Origin of the sequence: Hoeflea sp. CAU 1731, assembly GCF_039888615.1 — a bacterium.
Taxonomy (GTDB): Bacteria; Pseudomonadota; Alphaproteobacteria; order Rhizobiales; family Rhizobiaceae; genus Flavimaribacter.
On record NZ_JBDQQS010000004.1, the window covers coordinates 39,433 to 61,425 of the forward strand.

Consider the following 21,993-nt stretch of genomic DNA (forward strand, 5'->3'; position numbering starts at 1 on the left):
AACTGGATAGAAATCAATTTGGATGCGTGATCAACTCATCCAAAGAGCAAATCTATAATCTAATACTAGGATTGCAACCGCGCGCTCAAAATCTCATTCATTGCCTGCGTCGGATACTTCACGGAGCGGTTTGTTGGTAGACCATGATTCAGAAACTGAGCACGCCGATTGGAGCCGTTCGGACACCATTCGCTTTGCGAGTAGCTTCATCTTTCCTGTCGTGTTCCTTCTAAGTTACTTTTATGCGCCGGTTCTGGTTTCCCTGCTTCCGTGGCTTGCGCATTTGGGCGGGCCTTTGTTCCTGGCAACGGCCGTTGCCTTGGCTGCTGGAGTTGTCAGAAGAATTTTGGCGTCTGATCCGTGGCCAAAATACACCTCTTACCGTTTCTACACTTTCTGCGTCATATTCATTTTCGGGTTTGCGGGGATCCTGCTGCGCGATGAGGGACTGATAAAAATTGTCCCGACGCTGACACTGGCGATTTTGGCGGTTGCGTCCTTGCTGAGCGTCGGGAGTCCAGACCGTCGCTCTCCACTGATTCCAGAGCGCAATTCAACGTCATTTGGTCACACGCTTCTGGCCTTGTATGGCGCATTATTCTTGATCATTCTCGCCGTTGCAAACGAGATCGTCTGGCGCAGTTTTTCTACAGACGTCTGGGTTGTCTGGCGGGCATTCTATTTGTTCGTCGCCGCGTTTCTCGTGACTATGCCCGCCTCGTTCATGGCGTCGTCAACACGCTTGAGATTAACGAACTAGATGTATTGAGCCTTTGGGTAAGTACTGCTTGAACTTTTTCATCTGTTGCCCTCAAAATCGGAAGCAGGATTGCCTCGTACTCTGTGAACCTTCTCACACGGGAGTCTGGCGACCATCGCGTAGCGCGCGATCATGACATCGCAATAATGCAGATCGTCGGTGTCATGGGCGGCCACAATCGGCACATATCGGAGAATGCTGTGGGATATGTAATCCTCAAGCTGCAATTTTCTCTGTCCGCGCAACATTGTCATCAATGAATGCCACGTTGCATTAATGACCGTAGAGCAATCCCTGCGTGTATGAGGAGCGGCGGACTTTTAGGACGGGTTTGGTTTGGCGGCCGTACAGGTGCGGCGTCTAGGGCGCCGCGACCGGAGCGAATAATATCAGCGCCACTATACCGCAGAACAACTAAAATCTGACTGGCAAAGAGAATTTCACGAATCCAACAATGTCTCAAAATTGGAATGCAGCATATGTGTGAGCCAGACGGGGAGCCAAATCAGGCAAGGATTCAACCAAAACCATCTCTGTTCGACCTGATCTTAATTTTCCAGTTTTAGTTTTCAGCGATACCACTGCAGCACAGCAGGTATTGTCACAATATGCAACTTAGAAGAGTGTATACATTTCATCTCCTTGCATTCATTTGGTGTATCTCCGCGGGATATAAGAGGTAAAGCATTCAACTCGGATTGAATATCTGGGAAATTCTGAAATAGTGACCAACTTTGTTTGCGGAATCTTCACGGCGCCGCGATTATGTCTTCGGGCATGGCGTTCAACGTTGTCCCAATTCGTCGTCGATCGAAACTGCCCCGCAGGCTCTTTCTTGCGGGCATGCTGGTTGCGGCGTTCTCCGCCGGCGCCGCGTATAATGCATTGGACATTGACCAGTGGGTTCATCGGCAATTGTCGCAGGAGCCGGCCTCTGCATACCAGTTCGAACGTATCAGCTTCTCGATTTGCGGCACCTTCAGGCGCTACACGTGTGTCGTTGACGGCGACACCGTCTGGCTCAGAGGAGAGAAGATCCGTCTGGCCGGGATCGACGCTCCAGAGAAACACGAGCCGCAATGTCGCTATGAGGCCGACCTCGCGAACCAGGCGACACAGAAACTTCGTGTATTGCTATCTGACAATGAATGGCGGCTGGCGCGCGTCGGCAAAGACCGATACGGACGCACGCTCGCCACGTTCCACACCATGACCTCGACAATCGGCGACAAACTCATCGCCGCCGGTCTGGCGCGCAAGTGGCGGGGTCGTCGCATGCCGTGGTGCTGAAGTTTTTGTGCTGCCCCCGTGCCCGGAACAAAATAAGAACATTTTTACTGCATTTCCCCGGGACTTGTGCTATTATTCAATGAGGAGATGTAGCGCGGCGCCAAGGCGACGAATTCGTGAATAAGCGCATTTCCCGAAACAAAGCCAAATGCCCGCGGGGCGATGAAAACCCTATTTACCGAAACAAAGCCAGATGCTGATTTCTGATCAGGAGGACGTTCAGGATGCGTGAAATGCAGATTCCCGAAACAAAGCCAGATTCGGCGGAGGCATGAAATCCCGGTTTCCCCAAACGAAGCCAGATGGATGCTGGGCGGTGAAAAACCCGATTTACCGAAACAAAGCCAGATGCTGATTCCGGATCCGGAGGACGTCAAAGACGCGAGAAATGCAGATTCCCGAAACGAAGCCAGATTGCAGACAAGTCACGGTATCCTGAAATCCCCAAACAAAGCCAAATAAATTAAGACGTTGATATTGTTTCACAAAAATATTTATCCAGCCTCAGATATCGCCGTCGGCCGTCGGTTCGATCAACTCCGGCTGCTTGTTGCGGACATTGCCGACCGCCTTGTCGACTGCGTAATAGACCAGGTCCGGCCCGCGATTTTGCTGGAGCAGGTCCAGCGCGTCGTCCTTGCCGGTCGCCGTGTCCATCCACGCTTCAAGCGCGTCCGGTTTCAGGATCACCGGCATGCGGTTGTGGATCTCGGCCACCGACGGATCGGCGTCCAGCGTGACGATTGCGAAGGTCGTCGTGTCGAGCGCCTTGTTGTAGGCGCTGACGCCGGCGAAGGCGAAAGGCTCGAAGGTCGGGGCGTCGCCGGGCAGGTGGATCAGATAGGGCTGCTTGACCTTGTTTTCGGTGCGCCATTCGTAATAGCCGGTCGCCGGGATCAGGCAGCGCCGGTGCTCGAACGCCGTCCGGAAGAACGGCTTTTCGGCGACGGTCTCGCCGCGCGCATTGATCTGCGCCCTGATCTTGCTGTCCTTGGCCCAGAGCGGGATCAGCCCCCAGACGACAGGGGCAATGACGTTGTCGTCACCGTCGCGGATGATGATTTCGAGTTCGGACGTCGGCGCGACATTGTAGTTGGGCTCGGGTCCGTTGCGGGCGTCAACCTCCGCCGGCAGGATGTTCAGGTATCGCCGATACTCCGCCCAGGTTCCGGTTGTTATGAAACGTCCGCACATAGATGTTTGCCTAAAAGTTGCGCCGACACGGCATATCTAGAATCCTGTCAGCAATCCCGCCACATTGATAAACATACCCACGAGCCAGAGACCCAAAAAGGCGAACCCGGCAATTGCCCATTTCCTCTGGTTCGTCCGGAAGTGTCTTTCATCTCGCCACAATTTGTACTTCCAGGCCCAGTTACTTCCTTTCATGCCGAAAACAACCATAATCGCGATACATCCCAAAATGTATGCAGCGATGCCCGGTATCCAGGCGGAGCCTACATTCTCATACTGGATCATGTAGTAAACTTGAGCCAGAACCAATAGTATCGTTATGATCAAGAACGGCGCCATGACAACCAATAGCGGCCACCAGCAATTGTTGCCGATTGCCCAGAGCCAGTTCAAGAAAAATGCTCCCCAGTTCCAGCGCTTCAGTGGGGTTGGTATAGGTGTAGCATCAGGTTGATCTGGAAAGGGCATTGGACAACACTCCTCCAAATATTGAATACTTAAGGCCGCGAACCGTAGTTCTGGCATCAACCAAACACAACCCTGAGGTTCTTATCGCGAATCAATTAATCCACTACTCAGTACTTCATGCGGCACATCGTTGAAACTTCATGCGAGGAGCCGCGCCATGCCAAGACACAAACGCCATTCCGAACTCCGGGCTGCGGAGGAGCGCAGGCTCGTGGAAGCCTCGGCGGAGTTTTTCCACGCGCTGCAGCGGCTGATGTGCAATCTGCGCCCTACCGATCATCACTACCGGCGACTGAGCAACCTGACGCGCGAAGTCAACGAGACGGTGGAGGATCTCACCGGCGAGCCGCCCAAATGGACACGGCGTTGAGGGGCGCAACTGTGTGCGACGAAGGTCCTGCCTGATGAAACCCGTTGAGTCTCAACCCTATCCGTTTCCGCTTGCGGGCGCGCTGTCGGCCGAAACGACGGCCTTTCTGTTCATCGACATGCAGGGCGAATTTTGCCGTCCGGGCGGGTTCATGGATGCGCAGGGGCTGGATGTCACGGCGCTTGCGTCAGGTCTCGGAAACGCGGCGCGGCTGCTTGCAGCGGCGCGCGCTGGCGGCTTCGCCGTCATCCATACGCGGGAAGGCTACGCGGCGGATCTTTCGGACGCGCCACCCAATCGCCTGTGGAAGGGAAGGGGCGGCGACCAGCCGGCCGTTGGCGACGCCGGGCCGCACGGCCGTTATCTGATTAGGGGCGAACCCGGCTGGGAAATCATGCCGGAGGTCGCGCCGATCGTCGGCGAAACCGTTCTCGACAAACCGTCCTACGGAACCTTCGCCTCCACGGACATTGATCGACGCTTGCGCGCCAAAGGCGTCGCCAATCTGGTCGTCTGTGGCGTCACAAGCGACTGCTGCGTGCACCAGACCGTGCAGGAGGCGCTGGACCGCGGCTTCGATTGCCTGACGATTTCGGACGCCAGCGCGGCGGGCTTCGCGTCTGTCCATGAGCGGATGATGGAGCAGATCACGCTCAAGGACGGCGTTTTCGGGGCGGCGGCGTCGACGGACGCGGTGCTGGCGGCGCTGTGACGATGTCTGTTCAGGCGATTTCGGTTTTGCAAATCCGGGCGTTGAATATTTGTTCGCGCGCCCGGATTCGGATAAGAGTGGACCGCCGGAAGGATCGACTTTCCAGGCGGTCTGGACAGGGATGGGCGACATGATCACGAGAACATTGGCGACAATCGGCATAGCCGTTGCGACTGTATTTCCGTTCACATCAGCCCACGCGGCGGACATAACAGCCGATTCCGTCAAGGCGGTGCTGCCAAGGCTGGAAGAGATCGTGAACGACGCCATGGAGCAAACGGAAGTGCCGGGCGTCGCCGTCGCCGTGGTCGTCGGCGAAGAGGTTGTCTATCTTAAAGGGTTCGGCGTACGCAAGGTCGGTGAAGACGCGGCGGTCGACCCCGACACCGTCTTCCAGATCGCTTCGGTTTCGAAGCCGCTGGCTACAACAGCGATCGCGTCCGTGGTTGGAACCGGCGAGGTTAACTGGGAGAGCCGGATCGCCGATCTCGATCCGGGCTTCCAGCTCATGGAGCCGTGGGTGACGAACCAGGTTGCAATTCGCGACCTGCTGTCTCACAGAAGCGGCATGCCTGATCACGCGGGCGACCTGCTCGAAGACCTCGGTTACGACCGCGAGGAAATCTTCTACCGGCTTCGGTTTCTCAAGCCGTCGAGCAGTTTTCGTTCGCACTACGCCTATACAAACTTTCCCTTTTCCGAAGCCGGTGTCGCAACGGCAAAGACATTGAACACGACCTGGGAAGATCTGATTGCGGCCCGTGTCTTCGCACCGTTGGGCATGACGGCCAGCAGCGCGCGCCACGCTGACTATCTGGCGGCCGAAAACCGCGCCACGATCCATGCAATAGAGAACGGCGAGGCTCGCGCCAGATATGATCGCGACCCCGACGGGCAGGCGCCTGCCGGCGGCGTCAGTTCGAGCGCACGGGACATGTCGAAGTGGCTGACCCTCCTGATCAACAACGGCAGCTTCGAGGGCCGGCAGATCATTGACGGGGAGGCTCTGGGCGAGACGTTCCGCCCGCAGATCACCAGCGGAACCAGTCATGAAGACGGCCGGGCGGAATTCTACGGCCTCGGCTGGATCGTCAATTACGATACCAACGGCCTGATCCGGCTTTCCCATTCCGGCGCCTTCTTTACCGGCGCGCGCTCGGTCGTGTCCTTCCTGCCCGGCGAGGAGGTGGGGATCATCGTGCTCGCCAACGCCTTTCCGACGGGCCTGCCGGAAGCCGTGACCAACAATTTCTTCGACATCCTGCTTCAGGGCGAGCCCCAGCGCGACTGGCTGCCGCTGTTCGAAGGTCTCTTCCAGCAAATGCTGGACGCCGAAGCCGGTTACGATTTCTCGTCGCCGCCGGATACTGTATCGCCGGGTCTTTCCGCGTCGGCCTATGCCGGCCAGTACCACAATACCTATTTCGGCGACCTGCAGATTGTGGAAGACAGCGGCGGCCTCGCCATTCGTCTCGGCAACGGATTGGGGCCGTTTTCGCTCACCCACTGGGATCGGGACGTCTTCAATTTCACGTTCCTGACGCATGGCGACGATGGCGAAAGGACGGTGGGCGCAACGTTCACCGTGCCGGACGGAAACCAGGCCAGCGCCGTCACGCTCGACTTTCTCGACGCCTACGGAACCGGGACATTCGTCAGGGCCGAAGACGGGAAGGAGTAGTCAACCCGCTCTGGCCTCGTCGTAACTGGCCATGAGATCGTTGAATTTTTCGCCCTGGATGGCGACGTGGTCGTGCATCAGGCGCCCGGTGAGGTCAGCGTCTCCGGATCGGATGGCTTCAACGATGTCGCGATGTTCGTTCAGGGATTGCCGCATGCGATTACGCACGCGGAGCTGAAGCCGTCGAAAGGGCCTCAGGCGCCGATGCAGCTTCGAGGCCTCGCCGCTCAAAAAGGTGTTGCCGCTCGCCGCGTAAATCAGGTGGTGGAACGTCTCGTTCTCACGGTAATACTGGTCGGTGTCTCCGGCCCGATGCGCCGCCTCGCATCCCTGCATCGCCTGTTCGATGGCGACGATCCCACTGTCGGTGATCCGGCGGGCGGCAAGGCGGCCGCACATGCCTTCCAGTTCCGCCATGACCTCGAACATCTCGATCGTCCGCCGGAAACTGGGATAGCGCACGAAGGCTCCGCGCCGCGGAAGCTGTTCGACAAGGCCGGAAGCCGACAGGGCGTGCAGGGCCTCGCGCACCGGCGTGCGCGACACGTTGAACTGTTCCGACAACGAGACTTCGTCCAGCCGTTCACCATCGGCGAATGCCCCGCCGATAATGGCCTGTTCGAGTTCTTCGCGAATCCTGTCTGCTGTTCGTTCCGTCATGTCCAGACTCTATTTCTGCTGCAAACATTCCACAATCCATTTCTTGTATACAAGAATATTGACAATGCATGCAATTGGTGCTGTCATCCGATCGTCAATTGATCACGACGATCAACACGGCGCCCCGGCGCCAAGGGAGGAAATCATGAAACTACTTACCGCTGGTCTCGCCGGCGCCATTATCATGTCCGTGTCAGTAAGCGCGGTCGCACAGGACATGACCCTGAAGGCGTCGCATCAGTTCCCGGGAGGCAAGGGCGATGCGCGCGACGAGATGGTGCAGATCCTCGCCAAGGAAATCGAGGCCGCCGACGTCGGGCTGAAGGTGCAGGTCTATCCGGGCCAGTCGCTGTTCAAGGCCCGCGAACAGTGGGGCGCCCTGACAAAGGGGCAACTCGACTTTACGTCTTTCCCTCTGGACTATGCGTCCGGCCGCGTGCCGCAGTTTTCCGTGACACTGATGCCAGGCCTGGTGCGCAACCATGACAGGGCGAAGCGGCTCAACGATTCTCCGTTCATGGACGACATCAAGGCGCTGATCGAGGAAAACGGCGCAATGGTTATTGCGGACGCCTGGTTAAGCGGCGCCTTCGCCTCGAAAAGCAAATGCATCACCTCGCCTGAAAGCATCTCGGGACAGGTGACGCGCGCCGCCGGACCGGCGTTTGAACAGATGCTCGTCGGAGCCGGCGCCTCGATCGCTTCCATGCCGTCCTCCGAGATCTACACCGGCATGCAGACGGGCGTGCTCGACGCCGCGAACACATCATCGGGATCGTTCGTCTCCTACCGGCTGTTCGAGCAGGTGAAGTGTCTGACTGCGCCCGGCGAAAACGCGCTCTGGTTCATGTACGAGCCGCTGCTCGTATCCAAGGATACCTGGAACAAACTCAATGACGAGCAGAAGGCGGCGGTGCTCGCCGCCGGCCAGAAAGCCGAGGAATATTTCGATAGCCAGGCGCGTGATCTGGACACCCGGATGGTCGACACGTTCAAGCAGGCCGGTGTCGAGATTACCGAAATGTCTCCGGAAGACTACGAGCAGTGGCTCGCCATCGCCAAGGAGACTTCCTACAAGGAATTCGCCAATGTCGACGGCGGTCAGGAACTGATCGAAAAAGCCCTCGCGGTAGACTGATCTCCAATGTCGCCGGGCGCCTCATGCAGGGCGTCCGGCGTTTCCGGAAAAGCCATGAACATTTTCATTCGCGCCGTTGAGGCCGCTTCGCGACTGTGCGGTCTCGTATCAATGGTCCTGCTTGCCGCGGCGGTCATCGTCGTGTCCGAAATGGTCTTCGTGCGATACGTGCTCGGTCACTCCACCATCTGGCAGACCGAATTCGTAATCTATTCGATCATCGCCTCGACCTTCATCGGAGCGCCTTATGTGCTGCTTCTGCATGGACATGTCGGCGTCGACCTGCTGCCGAACGCGCTGGCGCGCGGGCCTGCGCGCCTCTTGAACATCGTCGCATCGCTGATAGCGCTGGTCTTCTGTGCTCTTGTGGCGTGGACGAGCGGGCATTTCTGGTACGAGGCCTTTTCGAGAGGCTGGACCACGGAAACCGTCTGGAAGATTCCACTCTGGATTCCGCTGCTGCCCCTGCCGCTTGGAATGATCATGACCTGCTTGCAGTATGTCGTCCAGATCGTGAAGCCGGTCGAACCGACTCAGCCGGAGGCGCTCAGCTGATGAGCCCTCTCGAGATCGGACTTTACATTTTTATCGCGCTCATGGCGCTTTTCGCGAGCGGCATGCCCATCGCCTTCGCCCTGGGCGCGGTGTCCGTGGCGGCCCTGTTGTTTACGGAAGGTACAAGTTCGCTCGACATACTAGGCGAAACTTTTTTCGCAGGGCTGAATTCCTTCACCCTTGTCTCCATTCCAATGTTCATCCTGATGGGGTCGGCAGTCGCGTCCAGTCCTGCCGGCAAGGATCTCTACGAAGCGCTGGACCGCTGGCTGAACCGCGTTCCGGGCGGCCTCGTCCTTTCCAATCTCGGCGCCTGTTCCATCTTCGCAGCGCTGTCCGGCTCGTCGCCGGCGACCTGCGCGGCGATTGGCAAGATGGGAATCCCGGAGATGCGGCAGCGTGGCTATCCGCCGGAGATCGCCACGGGTTCGATCGCCGCCGGCGGAACGCTCGGCATCCTGATTCCCCCGTCGATCACCATGATCGTCTATGGCATCGCCACGGAGACATCGATCGGGCGGCTGTTCATCGCCGGCATCCTGCCCGGTCTCCTGCTGACCGGGCTGTTCATGCTCTGGTCGATCTATGCCTGCTGGCGACAGGGCCTGTCGCTCAAGAGCATGGCCGACCGCTATTCCTGGAAGCAGAAGTTCGAGGTTCTGCCCCGCGTGCTGCCGTTCCTGGCGATCATCGCCGGCATCCTCTATGTGCTCTACGGCGGCGTGGCGACGCCGTCCGAGGCGGCTGGCGTCGGCGCTCTGTTCTGTCTTGTTCTGGTAGTGTTGATCTACCGGATGTTCCGGGCAAAGCCCATCATCTCGATGTTTCGGGATACGGCCAAGGAATCGGTGATGATCATGATGATCATCGCGGCGTCCGAACTGTTCGCCTTCACCCTGTCGCTGACATTCGTCACCCAGTCCATCGCCGAGTGGATCTCGATGCTCGACGTCAATCGCTGGGTGCTGATGGCGATGATCAACGCCTTCCTGCTGGTCGCAGGTTTCTTCCTGCCGCCGGTCGCCGTAATCCTTATGACAGCGCCCATCCTGCTGCCGATTATTCTTCAGGCCGGGTTCGATCCCTACTGGTTCGCGGTGATCCTCACCATCAACATGGAGATCGGACTGATCACGCCGCCGGTCGGGCTCAATCTCTATGTCATCAACGGCATTGCCCCGGATATACGTCTCCAGACTATTCTGCGCGGTTCGCTGCCCTATGTCATGTGTATGGTGCTGGCGATCGTTATCCTGTGTATCTTTCCGGGCATCGTTACCTGGTTGCCGACGGCTCTGATGGGACCTGCCCTGTGACGCGTTCGAACTTCCTTGCAGATCTCCTGTCCTCGGTTTTCGAGCGCGGACAGCGGCGTTTCGTCAGTCGCGACAGCCGGTCGATAGAGGAATTGTGCAGGGCACTTCTGTCGGAAAGCGGAGAATCTTCCGGGACGCGTCTGGCCGGCGCCATCCTCGACCGTTACGCGGAACTCGATGACGAAGCCAGGAAGCGTTTCTTTGCTCTGCTTGTCGAGGAATACGACATCGACACCGATAAGGTGGCTACGGCCGCCGATAACTATGGTGACAGCAGGGACAGCGCGGATCTTGCGATACTGCTGGAAGAAGCCGAGCCCAAACGACAGGAACTGCTTCGGCGGGTCAATCGCGCCCCCGGCGCCACTGGCCAGCTTGTGCGCATGCGCGCCGATCTTTTGTCGCTCTTGAAGGACAATCCTGAATTCCGGCGAGCAGATATCGATTTCGATCATCTGTTCGCGTCGTGGTTCAACCGGGGTTTTCTCGTCCTCCGGCACATCGACTGGATGACGCCAGCGAATATTCTCGAGAAGATCATCGAATATGAAGCCGTTCATGCAATCGATGACTGGGAAGACCTGCGCCGTCGACTGGCGCCGGAAGACCGGCGCTGCTTCGCCTTCTTCCACCCGTCGATGCCCGACGAGCCGCTGATCTTCGTCGAGGTGGCGCTTGCGACCAGTATTCCGGGCTCGATCCAGGACGTGCTGAGCGAAGACCGGAAGCACGTCGACGAGGATGAGGCGACTGCGGCGGTTTTTTATTCCATATCCAACTGCCAAAAGGGTCTCGCCGGCGTCTCCTTCGGCAATTTCCTGATCAAGCAGGTGGCGACGGACCTGAAGCAAAGCCTGCCGAATCTCAAAACCTTCGTCACCCTGTCGCCGGTTCCGGGCTTCAACGAGTGGCTTCGCGGGCAGGCGTCTCTGGACGGCGACGAGCAGCGCGCCGATCGAGACGAGATTCTTGCCATTCTCAAGGCAGGAGACGGCGGGAAGCTTTCTGAATATGCGACCGGACTGACGCGTCTGGCCGCGGATTATGTCTGCCTTGCCAAGCGGCCGGACGGGCGGCCCGCAGATCCGGTCGCGCGATTCCACCTTGGCAACGGCGCGCGGCTCGAACGGATCAATCCACAGGGCGATCTGTCGCGGAAAGGACTGGCCGCATCGAGTGGCGTTATGGTCAACTATCTGTATGACCTGAACACGGTCGAGGACAATCACGAGGCCTATGCCCACAATAATGAGGTGATCGTCGCCCGGCCGATCAAAGCCTTGCTGCGCGACCGTCCGGCGAGAAAGACACAACGGAGTTCCGAGAATGCCTAATGCCCTCTACGACGCATTGTTCGAACAGCATCGGGGCAGCAGCCGACCTTATATCTTCAAGCCTGACGGAACGAGCATTACTTATTCGGATTTTCTGGCGATGGCGGCGCGCACGGCCCATGCATTGCGTTCCTTCGGCGTGGAGCCCGGCGACCGGGTCGCGGTTCAGATCGCCAAGTCGCCGGAAGCGCTCGCGCTTTATATCGCGTCAGTTCAGGCGGGTGCGATTTTCCTGCCGCTGAATACCGCCTACACGCCTTCCGAGATCGAATATTTCGTCGAGAACGCCGGACCGAAACTGCTCGTTTGCGATCCGGCGTCCGTCGACGCCCTGGCGCCCATCGCTGCGGTGGCCGGAGCCGAGTTGAAGACGCTCGCAAGCGATGGATCGGGCTCGCTGACCGAACTGGCGAAGGATCAGTCCACGACGTTCCCGACGGTCGATCGCGGTCCTGACGACCTCGCGGCATTCCTCTACACGTCCGGCACCACCGGGCGTTCCAAGGGCGCGATGCTCACGCACGACAATCTGCTGTCCAACGCCGTGTCTCTTGTGGACGCCTGGCGCTTTACCGAGGACGATATACTCCTGCACGCCTTGCCGATTTTTCATACCCACGGTCTCTTCGTCGCCGCCAATACTATGACGCTTGCCGGCGGCGCGATGATCTGGTTGCCCGGTTTCCAGATCGACGCAGTAATCGAAAACCTGCCGCGCGCGACATCCATGATGGGCGTGCCGACCTTCTACACCCGGCTGCTGGACGACCCGCGTTTCACGCAGGACCTCGTCAGTCATATACGGCTTTTTACGTCCGGAAGCGCGCCGCTGCTCGCCGAAACCCATGTCGCCTTCGAGGAGCGGACGGGCCATCGTATCCTCGAGCGCTACGGCATGACCGAGACGAACATGAACACCTCCAATCCCTATGACGGCGAGCGCCGGGCGGGCACCGTCGGCTTCCCGCTGCCGGGCGTCAGCCTGCGCATCTGTGATCTGGAAACTACCAAGGAACTGCGGCATGGTGATATCGGCGTTATCGAGGTCAAGGGGCCGAACGTCTTTAAAGGCTACTGGCGGATGCCTGAAAAGACGAAGGAGGAATTTCGCGACGACGGTTTCTTCATTACCGGCGATCTCGCGCGGATCGACGAGGACGGCTACGTTCACATCGTTGGACGCGCCAAGGATCTGATCATCTCGGGTGGTTACAACATCTATCCGAAGGAGGTCGAACTGCTACTCGACGAACAGCAGGGCGTGCTGGAATCAGCCGTTATCGGCGTGCCTCATCCCGATTTCGGCGAGGCTGTGATCGCGGCAGTCGTCCCGCAAAAGGGGGCGGCTGTCGAAGAGGCGGACATTCTGGAAGCGATCCACGACAAGATCGCCCGCTTCAAGCAACCGAAGCGCATTCACATCGTTTCGGAACTTCCGCGAAACACCATGGGCAAGGTTCAGAAGAACCTGTTGCGGGATCAGTTCGGCAAGGATTTCAGCGCCTGAGCGGCGGTCGCCGGTTGCTTCGATAGTCTCCGATTTGAAGCGGGATATCGCTTGCAATCTATGGATTTATGTATTTTGAAGTATTTGTCATTGATTGAGTGCAGCTTGAGTTAACTATGCTAGTTACTTGACAAATTCTCCATCCGGTTCAACAAATGTATCAGCCATGCGCGCGAAAGCGACCAGGAGTAGGGGCATGTCGTCCCTGGCCTTTTTCGGGGAGAGGGAAATGACCGATAATTCAATGACTGCAGCTTCCGGCGTTCGGGAGATCATCGCGAAACACAAGACGTGGTTCACGGTGCTCGGCGTATGCCTGATCATACTCGGCATTCTGGCAATCATATTTCCGCTTCTGGGAACAATCGTCGCCAAGACGTTCCTGGGCTGGCTGTTCCTGATTGGCGGCATTGTTCAGGTTGTTCATGCGTTTTCGACGGCCAAGTGGAGCGCGTTTTTCTTCAATCTGCTCGTCGGCGTTCTCTACATCGTTGTTGGCGCATGGCTGGCGTTCCTGCCGCTTGCCGGCATCTTGACGCTGACCATCCTGCTTTCGGCGATGTTCATCGTGCAAGGCGTGCTGGAAATCGCAATGGGATTTCGCCTGCGCCCGAACAGCGGCTGGGGCTGGGTGCTGATCGCCGGAATCCTGGCGTTGGTCGTCGGCGTATTGATCTTTCTCGAATTGCCGGGTTCAGCCGCCTGGGCGATCGGATTGCTTGCCGGGATCAATCTGATTTCATCGGGATGGGCCTACGTCTTCATGGCTATGGCCGCTGGCAAAGAGACGCCAGCCGGCTAGTCCGGCCAACTGGCCGTTTAAACAAATATCAAATACGCGCATTCGCCCCTTCGTCGACGTGACGCGGCGCGGGTGCGCTGCCTGAGCTTTGATGCGCCTAGTCTAGATCGTTGAAAAAATCACTTGCGGGGAAGTGGAACCGGCTGCAGTTGCTGTTTCTGTCGCATAGCCTGCGCTCTGGCCAACCATTTTATAGCCAGACGCTCCAATTGCTCGTTATACAAGCCACCGTCCAGTTCAAGGCGGACAGTATCCTCGCCCTTTTCATTTAGGCGTGCAAAGATTTCGCTTACGACGAGCCTGTTCATGGGTGCTTTGTTTCCGTCGGCCAAAACGCTGTTTTCATTGCATTAGCACAGAACGCGCTTTCCGGCGAAAGCTACCACAGGAATATGGCGTATTCATAGCTGCAAATGAATAGGCTTCAGCGGATGACGCGCGCCGGCCCCGGCGTTGTAGTGTTGCATCTGGAAAATTTCTGATCGCAATTACAACTACTATGAAAAGAATTTTAACCTTTGCAACTTTTCCGGTTTTAGTTTCGTTATATCAAGTAACCATGCGCTCTTTTGTGCATAGAAACATACAAAAGATTTTATGAACTATGAATACTTTTATGCAATGAAAAAATAGTATTTTATATATATAAATATAAGAAACTAAATTAAAACTGGAAGGAGAAAAGAATGATTACTAGTGGAATATACATTAATCGTATGCTGTCCGCAGTCGCAATCATCACATTGTGTGCTGTACCCGGATCCGCGCTCGCTCAAGTTGGCGCCGGTGTAGGCGCAGGCGTCGGCGTGGGTGGCGTTGGAGCCAGTGCAGGCGTTGGCGCGGGCGTCGGTTCTTCTGGTGCTGGCGTTGGCGCTGGCGTCGGTGATGCGAGCGCCGGAGTTGGCGCAGCCGCTGGAGTAGGCACTTCGGGTGTTGGCGCGGGCGTTGGCGCCGGTGATGCTAGCGCCGGGGTGGGCGCCGGCGTCGGCGTTGGCGGCACTGGAACCGGCTCGGGAACAGGATCCGGCGCCGGAGGAAACGGTGGTTCCGGTGGAGGGGCGCAATCGGTCGCAGCCTCGGTCGCCTCCATGAGTTACGGCGACCGCATAAAATTGCGCAAACGCTGTCACAGCATTGTGCAGTACCCAGGGCGGCACGATTCCACAACAGTTGAACTCTGCCGTATCGCGCTGTCCATGCGTTAAGACTTGGATGATGCTCATCCAGGAATTGGCGTCCGATTTCGGGCGCCTTTTCCAGTCCTCCAGGTTACGAGGTCACTTTTTCTTTTGAATTTGCAAGCTCGCAAACGGCGTTTTCGTTCTTTTTCCGGTCCTCGTGACCGAACCAACGGTTTGATTCTGCATTCCCATATTTTTTTTCGAGCAGCCCTACGACATCTTCCATTGATCCGTCATGCGGTATCCAGCCCTTTTCGATATCGGGAAAATCGAGCTTGCAGTTGGCGCATTTCGAACCCGACTGAAACTTGATCGGGCACCAGAAGGATTCCAGATTGCGCAGCATTTCCGCGCCGAGCGAATAGACCCCCGTCATCCAGTCGCAGTAAAGACACCACAGGCGATCGTGCCCCACCAGGCCCTCGAACTTGTGGCGGCTGATCGCCACCCAGTCTCCGGATTTGTAAGGCGGCAGATTGATGCCCCAGATAAGGACAGGATAAACGATGATCTCCGCGAGACGGATCAGCCAAAAGGCCGGAAACGCCAGCGTCGTCGTCCAAAGGGCGGTCTGCTGACGGAAGCTGCTGCCGACGATGCGATTCAAGGTTGTGACAATACGCGGCTTGTTTCTGATGACATCCCGATGGTGATACTCGTGCGCGATCACCCATACAAAATAGGCGATCAGGCAACCGGCAAGCGCGCCGGCCAGTCCTGCCCAACCGCCAAGGATCGCGCCGGCGGCAAGCGGCAGAATCTGATAGGCGACGATCACGCCATCGAGCGCGGGCGCCTTGGAGAGCGCGTCGAGGATCTTGCGGCCCGAAGGTCCCAGCCGTGCGAGAATGTGCAGCGCGGCTGTCAATGCCAACAAGTAGCTTGCGATGGCGATTGCAATGGTCAGAAATGTGGTCATGAATGTGCGCCCTGACAAACAATGTCGGCTGTACACTTAAGGTAATTCATTAGAATTCGCAAACGACTAAGTAATATAAACAAGCCATTGGCGGATATTTTATAAGTATATATTTAGTAAAAATTTATTCGAATACTGTGAATTCTGATTTGCCATGCCGAACGTGCGGGAAGAGCGGCGCAATCCCGGAATCCGCCGCCACGGGGTCGGCCAATCCTGTCGTGCGAGGGCTAACTGCTGCAACGCGATGAATGCGCTTGTTATTGCAGCAGCGTCAATCCGTCTGCAAGACCGTCCGTGTCGATCTGGAACGTCATCTGCGCGCCATTGACCGATGTGATCGTTGCGCTGGCTGACGTCGCCGATTTCAGCGTTGTCACGAAATCGGGAGCCAGGTTGGCGCGGGACAGGCAGAAGCGGGGCGTGCAATCCTCAAAAGGCAGGACAATGGGTTTCGGGGTTCCCGCTTCGATGATGATGCCGCGGCTGACCTTCACGCCGGTGCGTGTTCGCCACACAGCGCTCATATTGCCTTCAGGATCGGCGGTAATCGTCCAGGCAAAGGCAAGCGAACCGTTGGCGCCTTCCGTTATGCTCTGGCTGATGCTGCACTGTCTGGCGGATGCAGGTTCGTCCGTGCAACTGTAATCCCAGGCGCCGATCGGTTGGCCAACCCGAATTTCCGCGGGACTTTCCGGGGTGACGCGAGACGCGGTGGTGCGCGTCGTTTGCGTGGTCCGCGACGCTTGACTCGCGGGTCTGCTCATTCCTGTCTTTTGTGCGGCGGGTTCGATTTTGGCTTCACTGGAAGCGGTTGTGGTCGCATCGCCGCCCCCGGCCGATTCAATCCGGGCCCGGACATTTGCGACAATCACTTCGACCCGGTTCTGGAAACGGCGCAAATCTCCCGGCGGCACCACAACAATCGCGATAAGAACGGCGGCCAACAAAGCAATCAGAAGTGTGATGAAGGCAAAGCGCATGGGATCTCGACGATACGAAAAGGTCCGCAAGACCTACCATCCGGACCGACTTTTCTTCAAGTTGCAAATAGATGGATCTAACCGCAGGATTAACGGGGCGGCTGGTCGCCAATACAGGCCTGGCGCATATGAAACTCTATCGCTCGCCGTCAACCATCTCCGACAGGCAGGTTCGACCTTTCAATCAGATCATGTTCTTTGAGAAATTCCAGCATCCGGTCGCGTAGCCCAAGTCTCCACAAATCCGTATGTCCGGCTTCATCGAATACAACAAACTCTTTCGGGTTATTTGCATGAGCGAACAGAGCCTGGCCATGAGAAAACGGAACCACTCTGTCATCCGTCCCGTGCAGGATGAGAACAGGCTCCATCACGTCGATGATACGGTCCCTGCTTCTGAACTGGTCCTTCATGAGGAACGAGACCGGAAGCCAGGGATAGGCGTCAGCGGCGATGTCTACCGTCGCTGTAAACGGAGCTTCAAGGACGAGCGCTTCCGCGCCTCTCTCAGCCGCTACGGCGGTAGCGACCCCGGCGCCCAGAGATTCGCCGTGGAGAACGACGCCGGATGAAATGGCGTCCGCGCGGTCGAAATGATGAAGCGCGTCGGAAATGAACATTTCTTCCGAGGGCGACCCTTCGCTGCCGGGATAGCCGCGGTAGGCGGGCGCGTAAAGACCAAGCCCACTTTCCATGATTTGTTGGAAACGCGGCGCGCGGGTTGAAATGTTTCCCCCATTGCCCTGGAAGTAGAGAACTGTCGGCAGATCGTGTCGCGCGGGCTCTGCGCGCCACACCCTCACCACAACGCCGTCCGCCATTGTCACATCCTCGACGATCACCCCTTCAAGGCCTTTGTCCGCCGGATCGGACAACACGCCGGAAGGGGTGAATACATGGTCGCGCTGTGTCGCGTACATGAAGCCTGCCGCCGCTGCGTAGAGCACGACCGCGATCACGATAAGGTAGATGATGCTTCGCAGGATTTTCGTCATTTGATATACTTTATCGCCGATCGATCAATGGTCCAGTGGACAGATTGACTTTCTGAAGGCCGTTTCAAGTTGCCTTTCAAATTCCAATTTACAGGTTTGGTCAAATTCCATAGCTTGCCTCCATAAAAATGAATCTGTGGGCATTCAACCAAAGTCTGCTTGCAAGATTCGGGGAATGTGCATAAATAAACGAGCGTTCAATTAATCATTGAGCGTCTATTGAGGCTATAAGCTTCATCGGTCGATTGAGGAGTCGGCCGGACTGGGAGGAGAATCTGGGGTAATGCCAAAGTCGGGCCAAAAGGCCGGCCGGAAGCCGGTTACCTTTCCGCAATATCTTGTGCTGAATGCAGAGCGATACGCAGACCGCACGGCGATGCGCCATAAAAGCTACGGCATCTGGCAAAGCTGGAGCTGGGCCGAACTTTTTGTGGAGATCAGGGCGCTTTCGCTGGGTCTGCGCGAACTCGGCCTGAAAAAAGGCGACAAGGTCGCCATTGTCGGCTCCAACCGGCCGCGCCTTTACTGGTCCTTCTGCGCGATACAGGCGATTGGCGGCGTGCCGGTGCCTGTTTATGCCGATTCAGTCGCCGAGGAGATGGTCTACGTCCTCGAACACGCCGAAGTCGTCATGGCGATCTGTCAGGATCAGGAGCAGGTCGACAAAGTTCTTTCCATGCAGGACAAGCTTACTTCGCTGCAGCGCGTGCTTTACGACGAAGTCCGCGGCATGCGCGACTACGATCAGGACCATCTGTTCTCCATCGATTCCATTCAGGCCCGCGGCGGGGAGATTTTCGAATCCTCCGGCGACGCCGACTGGTTGCAGGCGATCGACCGGGGAGAGGGGGCAGAACTCGCGGTCATGCTTTACACGTCAGGCACGACCGGACGGCCGAAGGGCGTGATGCTTTCTTTCGACAATCTGGTGATTTCCGCGCTTAACGGAAACGCGTTCGATCGTCTGGATGAGCATGAACAGACGATCGCCTATCTTCCGCTTGCCTGGGTCGGCGATCACATTTTTTCCTACGCCCAGGCCTACACGGCCGGATATTGCGTCTGCTGCCCGGAAAGCCCGGACACAGTGACGGAAGACCGGCGGGAGATCGCGCCAACTTACTTCTTTGCCCCGCCCCGCGTCTTCGAGATCCTGCTGACACAGATCATGGTGCGCATGGAGGACGCCGGAAAGACCAAGAAGCGGATGTTCGACAATTTCATGGCGCATGCGCGCAAGGTTGGCGAACCGATCCTGAACGGCGAGCCCGTGGGGCTGGCGGACCGGATAAAGTACTGGATCGGAGATATCCTTGTTTATGGCCCGCTGAAAAACCGCATGGGCTTCAGCCGCCTGAAGGTCGGCTATACAGCGGGCGAGGCGATCGGTCCGGAAATCTTTCGTTTCTATCGTGCGCTGGGGCTCAATCTGAAGCAGCTTTACGGCCAGACGGAAGCATCTGTTTACATAACCGCTCAACCCGATGGGGAGATCCGCGCCGACACCGTTGGCCGGCCCTCGCCGGATGTCGAGATTCGCATCGACGATAGCTCCGGAGAAGTGCTGTACCGCTCTCCTGGCGTGTTCCTCGGCTACTACAAGAATGACGAGGCGACCCGCACGACCAAGACGGAAGAGGGCTGGGTCCACACCGGCGACGCGGGCTTTTTCGATCAGGAAGGCCACCTCAAGATCATCGACCGGGCCAAGGATGTCGGCAAGCTCTCCAACGGCAATCTATTCGCGCCGAAATACATAGAGAACAAGCTCAAATTCTTCCCGAACATCAAGGAAGCCGTAGCCTTTGGCGACGGTCGCCCCTATTGCACGGTTTTCCTGAATATCGACCTCACGTCCGTCGCGAGCTGGGCGGAGCGCAACAATATCTCTTATGGGTCCTATCAGGAACTCGCCGCTCATCCGGAGGTCTACCGGATGATGGAGGATCATGTGGATCAGGTGAACCGCGAATTGGCCGCCGAGGAAATGATGGCCGGTTCGCAGATCCATCGCTTCCTCGTGCTTCACAAGGAACTTGACGCCGATGATGGCGAGCTCACCCGGACCCAGAAGGTGCGGCGCTCCTTCATTTCGGAACGTTACGAGCCGTTGATCGAGGCGCTTTACGACGGCTCGACCTCCAAGCATGTCGAGACGGAAGTGATCTTCGAAGACGGCCGAAAGGGCAAGATCGCGGCGACCGTGGAGATCCGCGAAATGAAAGAACACGCACCCAGCTTTACGAAGGAGGCTGCGGAATGAACGTTCATGTTCACCCGACGCAAGAGTTTCGGTTCATGCGGCCTGATGACGGGATCGAACAAGGCGATCCGCTGCTGGTCGTCGACAATATCTCGCTGTCATTCGGCGGCGTAAAGGCGATCACAGACATATCCTTCGACATCCTGAAGGGCGAAATTCGCGCGATTATCGGCCCCAACGGCGCTGGCAAAACCTCTATGCTGAACGTCATCAACGGATTTTATCATCCGCAAAAGGGCACGATCACCTTTCGTGGCCAGAAGCGCAGCCGCATGCGACCGCACGAAGCCGCCAATCACGGCATTGCCCGCACCTTCCAGAACATCGCTCTGTTTCACGGCATGAGCGTTCTCGACAACATCATGACCGGGCGCATCACGTTGATGAAGCGCAACATGCTCTGGCAGGCTCTGTGGCGCGGACCGGCGGAAACGGAGGAAATCGAGAACCGCGAGATTGTCGAACGCATTATCGATTTTCTGGAAATCGAGCATATTCGAAAGACCCCGGTCGGGCGGTTGCCGTATGGCCTGCAAAAGCGGGTCGAACTCGGGCGCTCGCTTGCCGCCGAACCCTCGCTTCTGCTTCTCGACGAGCCGATGGCCGGCATGAACCTCGAGGAGAAGGAGGACATGAGCCGTTACATCCTCGACGTGAACCAGCAGTTCGGCACGACAATCGCGTTGATCGAACACGATATGGGCGTGGTCATGGATCTTTCCGACCGGGTCGTGGTCCTCGACTACGGCCAGAAGATCGGCGATGGAACGCCGGACGCGGTGCGCAATAACCAGGATGTCATCGACGCATATCTCGGTGTCAGCCATGACTGACCGGCGCCAGACAGGAGGAGCAGTCAGGTGAGCCCCGCGTTCCTGAATTTTATCGAGATCTTCATCAACGGTCTGATGGCCGGGATCATGTATTCCCTTGTCGCCCTCGGCTTTGTGCTGATATTCAAGGCCTCCGGTATTTTCAACTTCGCACAGGGCGTCATGGCGCTTTTCGCGGCGTTGACGCTGGTCGGTCTGCAGACGGGTCAGGTGCCATTTTCCCACCTTATCAATGCGATCTTCGACACGGATATCCATAATTGGGGACCGGGATTGCCGACCGTCCTCGCGATATTGCTGACCATGGTCGTGATGATCGCGCTGGCCTGGGTTCTCGAAAAATTCGTTCTTAACCATCTGATCAATCAGGAGCCGATCATTCTGTTTATGGCGACGATAGGACTCGCCTATTTTCTGGAGGGTTTCGGCGATTTGATGTGGGGATCGGACGTCAAGACACTTGATGTCGGCTTGCCGTCCGGCGGCTCCTTCTGGTGGGAAGACGTGACGCGCGCCTGGGCGCCGGAAGACGCCGACTACTGGGGCATGTATATCGACAAGCTGGACATCAGCGCGACGATCATTGCGGTGGTGTTGGTGACGGCCCTATCGCTGTTCAGCCAGTACACCGCTACCGGCAGGGCGCTACGCGCCGTCGCCGACGATCATCAGGCGGCTCTGTCCGTGGGCATTTCGCTGCGCAAGATCTGGGTGATCGTCTGGTCGATCGCCGGGTTCGTGGCGCTGGTCGCAGGCATTATGTGGGGGGCAAAATCCGGCGTTCAGTTCTCCTTGTCGTTGATTGCGCTCAAGGCTCTGCCGGTGCTGATCCTGGGAGGCTTTACCTCCATACCGGGCGCCATCGTCGGTGGTCTGATCATCGGGGTCGGCGAGAAGCTTGCCGAAGCCTATATTGGGCCGATGGTGGGTGGCGCCATCGAGAACTGGTTCGCTTATGTCGTGGCGCTCGCCTTCCTGCTGTTCAGACCGCAGGGCCTGTTTGGCGACCGGATCATTGAGCGGATATAGGGG

22 protein-coding genes are annotated in these 21,993 nt (G+C 57.5%); 15 read left to right on the top strand and 7 right to left on the bottom strand.

What is annotated here, in order from left to right; genetic code table 11:
- The first annotated feature begins 133 nt into the window (after nucleotides 1-133).
- Both AAFN47_RS08270 and AAFN47_RS08275 read left to right on the top strand, forming a co-directional pair.
- The gene (locus AAFN47_RS08270; RefSeq protein ID WP_499808741.1) at nucleotides 134-760 is read left to right on the top strand and encodes a septation protein IspZ; all 627 of its coding nucleotides are present in this window, start codon (nucleotides 134-136) and stop codon (nucleotides 758-760) included.
- Nucleotides 761-1,525: 765 nt separating this feature from the next.
- Nucleotides 1,526-2,050, top strand: a complete 525-nt coding sequence (locus AAFN47_RS08275; RefSeq protein WP_499808742.1) for a thermonuclease family protein — start codon at nucleotides 1,526-1,528, stop codon at nucleotides 2,048-2,050.
- A gap of 504 nt (nucleotides 2,051-2,554) precedes the next feature.
- On the opposite strand, the gene AAFN47_RS08280 is transcribed toward AAFN47_RS08275, so the two are convergent.
- Complete coding sequence (locus tag AAFN47_RS08280; RefSeq protein WP_499808743.1) at nucleotides 2,555-3,244, bottom strand: SOS response-associated peptidase; 690 nt, start codon at nucleotides 3,242-3,244, stop codon at nucleotides 2,555-2,557.
- 36 nt (nucleotides 3,245-3,280) lie between these two features.
- Nucleotides 3,281-3,712 carry a hypothetical protein gene (locus AAFN47_RS08285; RefSeq protein ID WP_499808744.1) on the bottom strand — a complete coding sequence of 144 codons (432 nt, stop codon included), beginning with the start codon at nucleotides 3,710-3,712 and terminating at the stop codon, nucleotides 3,281-3,283.
- A gap of 157 nt (nucleotides 3,713-3,869) precedes the next feature.
- On the opposite strand from AAFN47_RS08285, the gene AAFN47_RS08290 reads away from it, so the two are divergent.
- The 3 genes from AAFN47_RS08290 to AAFN47_RS08300 all read left to right on the top strand — a co-directional run bounded on the left by AAFN47_RS08290 (nucleotide 3,870) and on the right by AAFN47_RS08300 (nucleotide 6,475).
- Complete coding sequence (locus tag AAFN47_RS08290) at nucleotides 3,870-4,082, top strand: hypothetical protein (protein ID WP_499808745.1); 213 nt, start codon at nucleotides 3,870-3,872, stop codon at nucleotides 4,080-4,082.
- A 34-nt stretch (nucleotides 4,083-4,116) separates the two neighbouring features.
- Nucleotides 4,117-4,794: a cysteine hydrolase family protein gene (locus AAFN47_RS08295; protein WP_499808746.1), complete on the top strand. Its 678-nt coding sequence runs from the start codon at nucleotides 4,117-4,119 to the stop codon at nucleotides 4,792-4,794.
- A 130-nt stretch (nucleotides 4,795-4,924) separates the two neighbouring features.
- Nucleotides 4,925-6,475 (top strand): serine hydrolase, encoded by a 1,551-nt coding sequence (locus AAFN47_RS08300; RefSeq protein WP_499808747.1) that lies wholly within the window; start codon nucleotides 4,925-4,927, stop codon nucleotides 6,473-6,475.
- Here the strand turns inward: AAFN47_RS08300 and AAFN47_RS08305 are convergent, their stop codons facing one another.
- Nucleotides 6,476-7,135, bottom strand: coding sequence for a GntR family transcriptional regulator (locus AAFN47_RS08305; protein ID WP_499808748.1), 660 nt, complete (start codon nucleotides 7,133-7,135; stop codon nucleotides 6,476-6,478).
- Nucleotides 7,136-7,319: 184 nt separating this feature from the next.
- Between AAFN47_RS08305 and dctP the strand changes: the two genes are divergently transcribed.
- The 6 genes from dctP to AAFN47_RS08335 all read left to right on the top strand — a co-directional run bounded on the left by dctP (nucleotide 7,320) and on the right by AAFN47_RS08335 (nucleotide 13,787).
- Nucleotides 7,320-8,273 carry a TRAP transporter substrate-binding protein DctP gene (dctP, locus tag AAFN47_RS08310; RefSeq protein WP_499808994.1) on the top strand — a complete coding sequence of 318 codons (954 nt, stop codon included), beginning with the start codon at nucleotides 7,320-7,322 and terminating at the stop codon, nucleotides 8,271-8,273.
- Between the two features lie 54 nt (nucleotides 8,274-8,327).
- On the top strand, nucleotides 8,328-8,828 hold the full coding sequence (locus tag AAFN47_RS08315) for a TRAP transporter small permease (protein WP_499808749.1): 501 nt from the start codon (nucleotides 8,328-8,330) through the stop codon (nucleotides 8,826-8,828).
- Nucleotides 8,828-10,144 carry a TRAP transporter large permease gene (locus AAFN47_RS08320; RefSeq protein WP_499808750.1) on the top strand — a complete coding sequence of 439 codons (1,317 nt, stop codon included), beginning with the start codon at nucleotides 8,828-8,830 and terminating at the stop codon, nucleotides 10,142-10,144. The genes AAFN47_RS08315 and AAFN47_RS08320 overlap by 1 nt, the downstream gene beginning before the upstream one ends.
- Nucleotides 10,141-11,478, top strand: a complete 1,338-nt coding sequence (locus tag AAFN47_RS08325) for a malonyl-CoA decarboxylase (RefSeq protein WP_499808751.1) — start codon at nucleotides 10,141-10,143, stop codon at nucleotides 11,476-11,478. Before AAFN47_RS08320 ends, AAFN47_RS08325 begins: the two co-directional genes overlap by 4 nt.
- Nucleotides 11,471-12,985 (top strand): malonate--CoA ligase, encoded by a 1,515-nt coding sequence (locus tag AAFN47_RS08330; protein WP_499808752.1) that lies wholly within the window; start codon nucleotides 11,471-11,473, stop codon nucleotides 12,983-12,985. Before AAFN47_RS08325 ends, AAFN47_RS08330 begins: the two co-directional genes overlap by 8 nt.
- Nucleotides 12,986-13,214: 229 nt before the next feature.
- Nucleotides 13,215-13,787 carry an HdeD family acid-resistance protein gene (locus tag AAFN47_RS08335; RefSeq protein ID WP_499808753.1) on the top strand — a complete coding sequence of 191 codons (573 nt, stop codon included), beginning with the start codon at nucleotides 13,215-13,217 and terminating at the stop codon, nucleotides 13,785-13,787.
- A 119-nt stretch (nucleotides 13,788-13,906) separates the two neighbouring features.
- On the opposite strand, the gene AAFN47_RS08340 is transcribed toward AAFN47_RS08335, so the two are convergent.
- Nucleotides 13,907-14,095: a hypothetical protein gene (locus tag AAFN47_RS08340; protein ID WP_499808754.1), complete on the bottom strand. Its 189-nt coding sequence runs from the start codon at nucleotides 14,093-14,095 to the stop codon at nucleotides 13,907-13,909.
- A 378-nt stretch (nucleotides 14,096-14,473) separates the two neighbouring features.
- Here AAFN47_RS08340 and AAFN47_RS08345 point away from each other — a divergent pair, with 378 nt between their 5' ends.
- Nucleotides 14,474-14,992: a hypothetical protein gene (locus AAFN47_RS08345; RefSeq protein ID WP_499808755.1), complete on the top strand. Its 519-nt coding sequence runs from the start codon at nucleotides 14,474-14,476 to the stop codon at nucleotides 14,990-14,992.
- 64 nt (nucleotides 14,993-15,056) lie between these two features.
- On the opposite strand, the gene AAFN47_RS08350 is transcribed toward AAFN47_RS08345, so the two are convergent.
- From AAFN47_RS08350 to AAFN47_RS08360, 3 genes are all read right to left on the bottom strand, one after another.
- Nucleotides 15,057-15,887, bottom strand: a complete 831-nt coding sequence (locus AAFN47_RS08350; protein ID WP_499808756.1) for a hypothetical protein — start codon at nucleotides 15,885-15,887, stop codon at nucleotides 15,057-15,059.
- A 260-nt stretch (nucleotides 15,888-16,147) separates the two neighbouring features.
- Complete coding sequence (locus tag AAFN47_RS08355; RefSeq protein WP_499808757.1) at nucleotides 16,148-16,870, bottom strand: invasion associated locus B family protein; 723 nt, start codon at nucleotides 16,868-16,870, stop codon at nucleotides 16,148-16,150.
- Nucleotides 16,871-17,019: 149 nt separating this feature from the next.
- Nucleotides 17,020-17,865: an alpha/beta hydrolase gene (locus AAFN47_RS08360; RefSeq protein WP_499808758.1), complete on the bottom strand. Its 846-nt coding sequence runs from the start codon at nucleotides 17,863-17,865 to the stop codon at nucleotides 17,020-17,022.
- A gap of 283 nt (nucleotides 17,866-18,148) precedes the next feature.
- On the opposite strand from AAFN47_RS08360, the gene AAFN47_RS08365 reads away from it, so the two are divergent.
- From AAFN47_RS08365 to AAFN47_RS08375, 3 genes are read left to right on the top strand one after another with little or no spacing between them, the layout of a single operon-like run.
- Nucleotides 18,149-20,128 carry an AMP-dependent synthetase/ligase gene (locus tag AAFN47_RS08365; protein WP_499808759.1) on the top strand — a complete coding sequence of 660 codons (1,980 nt, stop codon included), beginning with the start codon at nucleotides 18,149-18,151 and terminating at the stop codon, nucleotides 20,126-20,128.
- Nucleotides 20,129-20,163: 35 nt separating this feature from the next.
- Nucleotides 20,164-20,961 (top strand): ABC transporter ATP-binding protein, encoded by a 798-nt coding sequence (locus AAFN47_RS08370; RefSeq protein WP_499808995.1) that lies wholly within the window; start codon nucleotides 20,164-20,166, stop codon nucleotides 20,959-20,961.
- Between the two features lie 27 nt (nucleotides 20,962-20,988).
- Entirely contained in the window at nucleotides 20,989-21,990 is a 1,002-nt protein-coding gene (locus AAFN47_RS08375) for a branched-chain amino acid ABC transporter permease (protein ID WP_499808760.1), read from the top strand.
- The last annotated feature ends 3 nt before the right edge of the window (nucleotides 21,991-21,993 follow it).